Origin of the sequence: Sulfurimonas sp. (assembly GCF_016744025.1) — a bacterium.
GTDB lineage: Bacteria > Campylobacterota > Campylobacteria > Campylobacterales > Sulfurimonadaceae > Sulfurimonas.
The window spans coordinates 21,165-28,903 of sequence record NZ_JADGFC010000020.1; the positions used below are offsets into that span (position 1 = coordinate 21,165).

General features: G+C 34.4%; 10 protein-coding genes and 1 pseudogene. All 11 read right to left on the reverse strand.

From position 1 onward, the window contains the following. Positions 1–43: 43 nt before the first annotated feature. Positions 44–385, reverse strand: a complete 342-nt coding sequence (gene hypA, locus QZZ48_RS04860) for a hydrogenase/urease nickel incorporation protein HypA (RefSeq protein ID WP_294962535.1) — start codon at positions 383–385, stop codon at positions 44–46. Continuing rightward, on the reverse strand, positions 378–2,024 hold the full coding sequence (locus tag QZZ48_RS04865; RefSeq protein WP_294962538.1) for a hydrogenase maturation protein: 1,647 nt from the start codon (positions 2,022–2,024) through the stop codon (positions 378–380). The genes hypA and QZZ48_RS04865 overlap by 8 nt, the downstream gene beginning before the upstream one ends. A 2-nt stretch (positions 2,025–2,026) precedes the next feature. Continuing rightward, on the reverse strand, positions 2,027–3,025 hold the full coding sequence (hypE, locus tag QZZ48_RS04870) for a hydrogenase expression/formation protein HypE (protein WP_294962542.1): 999 nt from the start codon (positions 3,023–3,025) through the stop codon (positions 2,027–2,029). A 13-nt stretch (positions 3,026–3,038) separates the two neighbouring features. Next, entirely contained in the window at positions 3,039–4,058 is a 1,020-nt protein-coding gene (locus QZZ48_RS04875) for an aldo/keto reductase (RefSeq protein WP_294962545.1), read from the reverse strand. Continuing rightward, a complete protein-coding gene (locus tag QZZ48_RS04880) occupies positions 4,055–4,555 on the reverse strand; it encodes a histidine phosphatase family protein (RefSeq protein ID WP_294962547.1) in 501 nt (166 codons plus the stop codon). The genes QZZ48_RS04875 and QZZ48_RS04880 overlap by 4 nt, the downstream gene beginning before the upstream one ends. Before the next feature lie 33 nt (positions 4,556–4,588). After that, on the reverse strand, positions 4,589–4,819 hold the full coding sequence (locus tag QZZ48_RS04885; protein WP_294962550.1) for a VF530 family protein: 231 nt from the start codon (positions 4,817–4,819) through the stop codon (positions 4,589–4,591). 35 nt (positions 4,820–4,854) lie between these two features. Further along, positions 4,855–5,997, reverse strand: coding sequence for a hydrogenase formation protein HypD (hypD, locus tag QZZ48_RS04890; protein ID WP_294962553.1), 1,143 nt, complete (start codon positions 5,995–5,997; stop codon positions 4,855–4,857). Continuing rightward, a complete protein-coding gene (locus tag QZZ48_RS04895; RefSeq protein WP_294962556.1) occupies positions 5,997–6,287 on the reverse strand; it encodes a HypC/HybG/HupF family hydrogenase formation chaperone in 291 nt (96 codons plus the stop codon). The genes hypD and QZZ48_RS04895 overlap by 1 nt, the downstream gene beginning before the upstream one ends. Next, a complete protein-coding gene (gene hypB / locus QZZ48_RS04900; RefSeq protein WP_294962559.1) occupies positions 6,287–7,087 on the reverse strand; it encodes a hydrogenase nickel incorporation protein HypB in 801 nt (266 codons plus the stop codon). Before hypB ends, QZZ48_RS04895 begins: the two co-directional genes overlap by 1 nt. A gap of 9 nt (positions 7,088–7,096) precedes the next feature. Then, a complete protein-coding gene (locus QZZ48_RS04905; RefSeq protein ID WP_294962562.1) occupies positions 7,097–7,336 on the reverse strand; it encodes a hypothetical protein in 240 nt (79 codons plus the stop codon). A gap of 88 nt (positions 7,337–7,424) precedes the next feature. Then, positions 7,425–7,739, reverse strand: a pseudogene (locus QZZ48_RS04910) (hypothetical protein); the annotation flags it as partial.

Below are 7,739 nucleotides of genomic sequence, written 5' to 3' on the forward strand. Positions count from 1 at the left end.
ATTATACCTAATCAAGCTTTAAGTTTTATTTAATCAAAATAATTTATTCAAGTTCCAATTGCATCAAGTACATATCTTCACCATCTATTATCTTTAAATCACTGCTTTTACAACTTGGACAAGTATATTCTAACTCTTTTAATGTTGACTCTTTTTCACATTCATTACACTTGATAACAACGTTCTGTATGTTAATAACGAACTCTGCTTCTTCGCATATTGTTTTTTCTTTAAAGGTATCAAATGCAGTTTTTAATAGATCTGGTTCTACTCCACTCATTACACCTATCTTTATTACAACTTTCATTACTTTTGTTGCATTATTTGCTTTGGCATTGTCATCGCAATTATCTAACAAGGACTGGACTATACTATATTCATGCATTCTTCAACCTCTCTGGTGTTTTAATTGGGCACATTTTATATACAAATTCGTGTCTTAAAGTATGAAATTCACTTTTATCATCCCAAAATTCTGGATGCATTACTTTAAGCTCTTGTTCTTTACACTTATTTATATACTCTTTATTTTCTTCTAGATAATCTTGCTTGTTATATATATACTCATCATAATTATCTTCATCAACTTGCAAAGTTCTTGCAAAGCTTCTTAGACTCTCAAAGTAATTCTCTTGGGCAAATACCTCATCAATCATCTTTATCTCTTTGGCTTTGTTAGCACTTATGGGCAAACAAGCTTCAAGAAGTTCTTTTGACTTAGCTTCCCCTACTCTTTTAGGTAAGCTGTACGTATGATATTCACTTCCACTAAGTCCTAAGGTTTTATAGTGTGGATTTAGTACAGTTGATTGAGATGCAACTACATAGTCACAAGCTAGTGCTAGAAATACACCACCTGCACCAGCATTCTTATGTAAAGATGCAACTGATATAACCTCATCTGAAAAGATGATGGACTTTACTATGTCATTCATAGCGTTTATATTACTCCAGCCATCTTCTCCCTGCTTTTTAGAGTCTTCTAGTACATTTAGATGGATACCGTTTGAGAAGAACTCCTCAGCACCTATAAGAACCACTACTTTAGAACTCTCTTTTATATAATCAAAGGCATACTTTAGTCTTATGCACTGCTCAGATGTCATAGCACCATTATGAAAGTTAAAACAGAGATATGCGACATCTCCATCTCTGTGTGAGCCTATCTCATAAAATGTTTTATAACTCATATCAAAAATAAGAGGAAGTCTGAGCTCTTTAATACCTTTAATTTTATCTTTTAGAACATATGTGCTTTGAAGCTTGAATTTTCCAACTTCTATAAGGTGGCTTATCCAAACAGCCCCATCAATAGTTGCTACACAAATAGCTCCATCTCGTTTGGCTATAACTTCTTTAGGTTTACCTTTTAGCTTATCTTCTTGCCATACACCAAATAGATAACACTTTAATCCAAAGAACTCATCTAGAACTCCCGGATAACTATCACTAAATCTGACCTTTTTCATTATCTCTTTAGTTGTATCTTTTTGCCAGTTTATGACTCTATCAACTTGACTTAAATATTTATGCATAGGAGTTTGAAGTTGAGGAGTTGCTTTGAAGTTAACATCTTCTAAATTTACAAAGAGTTCTTTCATAGCTTTTAGCGTTGCATCTGCCACTTCTGCTCTATATATAGAAGCTTTTGAAGCATCTCGCATAGGAAACTTTACTTCGCTGTATATCTCACCACTATCAAAATCTTCATTCGCTTTGAGGATTACTACTCCCCACTCTTGTTTTTCATCTCTGATGGCATGATCGAGTGCATTATGACCTCTATCTCCACGTATGCCAGGATGCAAAATAAAAGTTGGAGTATTTAAAAATATTTCTTTGGGAATAAATTTCTTTAGGAATGGAGAAAAAATAATATCAGGTTTGAAATTATCTACTGCATCTAACATCTCTTTATCATTTATTGCAAACTCTATCGATACAGTATGACCCGCGTCTTGCAAAAAACAAAAGACTCTCTGAGTAAGAGAGTTAAATGCTGAGACGATTAGGAGGATTTTCATATTTAGCAGATGCGAGGAAGTAGTTCACCACTAGGAGTATCTAAAAATCTTTTTGTACCCCAGCTACTGTTTAGTATAACTTTTTGAAGATGTGCATCTGTAACCTTAGCGATTATCGTTGCATCTGAATTATTCTCAAATGTTTTTAGTATTTCTACAGCTCTATGGGCATCTTCTTTATTTATAGCCAGAACAAAAGTTCCTTCATTTGCAAGAGCTGCCGCTTCAAAACCTAACATCTCACAGATGCCATTGACTTCATCACTAACTGGCATCTTTGCTTCTTCTACTTCTATACAGATGTTAGACTGTTTAGACCACTCATTTAAAACGGCACTTACTCCGCCTCTTGTTGCATCTCTTAGAGCTGTTATCTTTATGTCTGCATCTAGCAAAGCTTTTACTTGTGGGAAAAGTGAGGCACAATCACTCTCTAGCGAACTACTCATATCTATATCTTCACGAGCTGCAAAGATAGTAGCACCATGACAACCAATATCACGGTTTACAAGTATTAAGTCATCTTGTGTGATGTTATTAGAGCTGATTCCTTTTTTAAGGACTTCTCCAATTCCAGTAGTATTTATAAAAATCTTATCAACACTACCTTTTGGAACAACTTTAGTATCGCCACTTACAACTACAGCACCGTTTACTTCAAGTTCTTTTTTCATACTTCTAACTATCTTTTCTAAATCTCTTACAGGGAAACCTTCTTCAATAATAACACTACAAGTCAAGTACTTAGGTTGCGCACCCATCATCGCTAAGTCGTTACAAGTTCCACAAACTGCAAGCTTACCTATGTCAGCACCAGGAAAGAACAGAGGCGAGACTGTAAAACTATCAGTAGAGAACGCTAGTTCACCACCATGTATAATAGCTGCATCTTCGCTTTTTTCTAAAATCTCATTAGCAAAGGCTTTATAAAATACTTTTGAAATAAGTTCATTGTTCTCTTGTCCGCCGTTACCTTGAGCTAATGTAATTGTTTTTGTCATTATAGTTTTCCTCTTATCCCATTGGATACATAATATCTAGTTGTATATCTTGAATCTCTTTCATAACTTCATCACTAAGTTCTAAGTCAAGTGCCATAAATGAGGCATTTAATTGCTCAGCAGTTCTAGCACCAATGATAGTAGATGCCACGAAATCAAACTGTTTTGAATATGCCACAGCTAAAGTCACCGGAGCAATTTCTAGTCTGTTTGCTATCTCAATATATTTTGCTGTTGCACTCAGAGCTTTTTTACTAACAAATCTATCAATCTGAGCTTTTGATCTAGAGTCACCATCTGCTAAATATTCTGAAAATCTCGCTCCCTCAGGATAAAACTTTCCATTGTACTTTCCACTTAAAACTCCACCGCCTATTGGTGAATATGGAAGAAGTGAAATCTGCTCTCTTCTACAAACATTTGCTAACTCATCTAAAAATCTTGGATTGTTTAAAGAAAAGTTGTTTTGAATAGACTCAAATCTAGAGATGCCAAGATTTTTAGAAGTCTCATTTGCTTTTGTAAGTCCGTAAGCTGTGTCATTTGAAGTTCCTAAGTATCTTACTTTTCCTTCTTGAACTAACTCGTCAAAAGCTCTTAAAGACTCTTCTATAGGAACAATAGAATCTGGCCAGTGCATCTGATATAAATCTATATAGTCAGTTTGAAGTCTTTTTAAACTTCCCTCTATCGCACTTTTTATATGAAACTTATCTATTGCAGTTAAACCATGACGGATAGGAGGAACAAACCAACCATTAGCCGCACCAGCTACTTTTGTAGCTAAGATGATACTGTCTCTTTGTTTTGTTTTTAACCACTTACCTACGATAGTCTCAGTAGTTCCAGCATAAGACTCTTTTGCAGGTATAGGGTAAACTTCAGCAGTATCTAAAAAGTTAATACCTCTCTCATAAGCCTTATCCATAATTTTAAAAGACTCTTTCTCATCACTCCAGCTTCCAAAACCCATAGTTCCTAAACAAATTGGACTTACTCTAAGTCCTGTTTTACCTATATATCTATAATTCATTTTTGTTCCTTTTTTGGATAATCATATGAGATAAACTTTGCATTACTCTTACTAATATCTTTCCAATGTTTACAATCAAACTCAATTTCAACAATTCCACATGTAACTATGTTTTCATCAAAATTCACATACTCTTGTGCAAACATATTTAAATCTGAATTATGTCCTATGAAAAATGCACTATCATTTTTATCGTCAATTTTTTTTACAATTTTATGAATAAGCATTCCAGTAGAAGCATAAATATTCTCATCGTAAATAATTTCTTTAGAATATCTTACTTTTTTTGCAATTATCTTAGCTGTTTTTTTTGCTCTTAGTGCTGAACTTGATATGATAATATCAGCAACAACATTTTTATCTCTAAGTCTTTCACCCATCATAGGAGCATTTTTTTTGCCCCTACCATTTAATGGTCTATCGAAATCACTTAGTTCTAAATCTTTCCAGCTAGATTTTGCATGTCTTATAATAAATAGTTTTTTACGACTCGGCATTTAGTGCCTCGCTGTATTGAAGTTTACTTCTTATCACTTAGCATCTATCATAGCTAGGTATAACTCTTCAACCTTCGTTCTAGCCCAAGGTGTTTTTCTAAGAAACTTCAAACTAGAGTTGATAGTCGGATCAAACATAAAACATCTGATATCTATAATCTTTCCTAGTTTTTTCCAACCATAATGTTTAACAAGCGCCTCTAAAATATCTTTTAATTTAATACCGTGAAGAGGGTTGTTCTTGTTTTTTTCTAACTCGCTCATAAAATTCCTTTAGAAAATGATTTAATTTTTGATAATTATATCAGATTCCCATACTTATAATACGCGGCACAAGCACCTTCACTACTTACCATACAACTTCCTACAGGAGAAGTTGGTTTACATGCAGTTCCAAATATCGTACATTCAGGAGGACTTGCCATTCCTCTTAGGATATCTCCACAGATGCACAGCTTATGGTCTTCTATCTCTTCTAGTGGAAGTACATCTTTGTATTTAACTTCCGCGTCATACTCACTAAACTCTGCTTTTAGTCTTAGTCCACTCTCGGGAATGTTTCCTAAACCTCTCCACTTAAACAAGTCACCTTTTTGGAAAAATTTCTCCACTAGTTCTTGAGCTTTTTTATTTCCATCATAAGTCACAAGTCTTTTGTACTCTATTTCAAGTTCACATCTATCTTCTATAAACTGCTTTACTATCATAGAAATTCCCTGCATAACATCAACAGGTTCAAATCCAGTAACAACTACAGGTCGTTTATAGTCTCTAGGAAATTCTTCATAGATTCTGCTTCCACTTATTACACTAACATGCGATGGCCCAAGAAAAGCGTCGATTCTATTATTATAACTATCTACATGAACATCTCTTGAGTCGATAAGTTCTTTCATAACCTCAGGAACTGTTACATGGTTTATGTGAAAGAAGATATTTTTAACATCTTGTTTTACCACTGCATCTAAAAGTGCTGCTGTCATCGGAGTAGTAGTCTCAAAGCCAATGGCGAAAAAGATTACATTTGCGTCTGGATTTTCACGTGCTATTTTAAGACACTCTAGTGGTGAGTACACAAAACGAACATCTGCACCCTTACTTCTTGCATCTTGGAGACTTCCCTTACTTCCGGGAACTTTTATCATATCGCCAAGAGTTACTAAGATGACTTTTTCTTGCATACTTAAAACGTAGGCATGGTCGATTCTCTCTTTTGGCATAATACAAACAGGACAACCAGGACCATGAACAAACTTGATGTTATCAGGCAAAAGTTGAGGAATACCAAACTTCATAATTGTATGAGTATGACCGCCACAAACTTCCATGATATTTATAGGCTTGTTTAGTTTCTTTGCATCTTCTTTAATCATTTTAGCATAGGCTTTTATCGTATTGCCATCTCTAAAATCATCATAAAGGTTTTTAAGTTCTAACTCCATTATTCACCTCTATTTGGGCACTCATCATCTTCTAAAATCGCCAGTTGCCTATCTTCTTCATTCATAGCTTCGATAATCTCTTTGTATAACTCAAGAGAGTCTAGTGCATCTGCTTCATCAATCTTGTTCATAATAAAACCGATATGAAGTAAAACATAATCACCAATAACTACTTCACCCTCTTCTATTAGGTCTAAACTAGCATTTCTTTGAACACCCATAGTGTCAACAGTTGCCATGTTTAGTTCTTTATCTATTTTTACTACTTTTGATGGAATGGATAAACACATTATCTCATCTCCATTTTAAACTTAATCCACTGAGCTACTTTTTTCAAACTATCTTCATCTTTTGTACTTACTTCAAGAATATCAACGTTTGGTTTTAGCTTTCTTGCATCTGCTTTTTCTCTCTCTATATCATATTCAAAATATGGAAGAAGGTCTACTTTTGTAAATAAAATCAAATCAGCTTGACGAAACATTACAGGATATTTTGCTATCTTGTCTTCACCTTCAGGAATAGAAACAAGAACTATATTTAAGTGGCTTCCAACATCATAAGATGCAGGGCAAACAAGGTTTCCTACATTTTCTACAAAACATACATCCATGTTTTCTAAGTCCATATGATGAAGAGCTTTATGAACCATAAATGCATCTAAGTGACAAGCTGAACCAGTTTGAATCTGATGAGCTTCTATGCCTTTTGCTTTAAGTCTGTCTGCATCTCTACTTGTCTCTAAGTCACCTTCAACAACACCAAATTTAAAGTCAGCTACATCTGCTAAATATTCAAGAAGTGTTGTTTTTCCACTTCCTGGAGAGCTCATAAGATTTATACTTAGTACATTTTTCGAGTTAAAATGTTGTCTATTATGCTCAGCTTCTTGATCATTTTTATCTAAAATCTTTGTAATAATAGAAATCGTTTTAGGATCATTTAACTGAGGGTTATCATGTAGATGCTGATGTGCATCTTGATGCTGTGATGAACTTCCGTGATCATGTGAATGACCATCTTCTCCGTGAGAGTGACTATGCCCGTGAGCATGTGAATCTGTTATACTACAACCGCAATCTTTACACATATATTTTCCTTATCCTAATAACATATTAGAGCCAACAACTACTGATATTACGCCAGCTGTTGCAAATACTCTTTTTAAATTTTGTTTTGAGTTTAATAAATTTTTATTTATATACAATATCACACTACCAAATCCTACGAAAATAACCATAACACCTAGTGAAAATGCAAGTACCATTGTCAAATCTACACTTCCTGCTTCTACCATACCTAGAGTTACAAGCATACCTCTAACACCACCGATACCCATCAATGCTCCGATAGTAAATGCCGAACTTGTATCTCGGTTGTTATGTTCATGTTCTTTTCCAAACCAGATATGAATATGTTCTTTTCCCTCATGTATATGTTTTTTTTAACTGAATACGGTCATTGTAAACCATATACAGAAGATAAACACCCATAGCTAGTATTACAGATGCAGAGATAAGATCTCCGTAGCCAAGAATTGATTCGCTGATATGATAAGTGTCTAAAATCTTTGCAAATATAAAAAGGGTAAGTCCATGACCAATTGCAAATAGAGATGTAATCGTCATAGTCTTTTTTTTGCTCTTACCGATAGAAAAATCTGCTATTGCAGTTAGATGGTCTGGTCCAAAAGCATGTAAAACGCCATACCAGAAGATAAGAAGTAGTCCTAAATCTGTCTC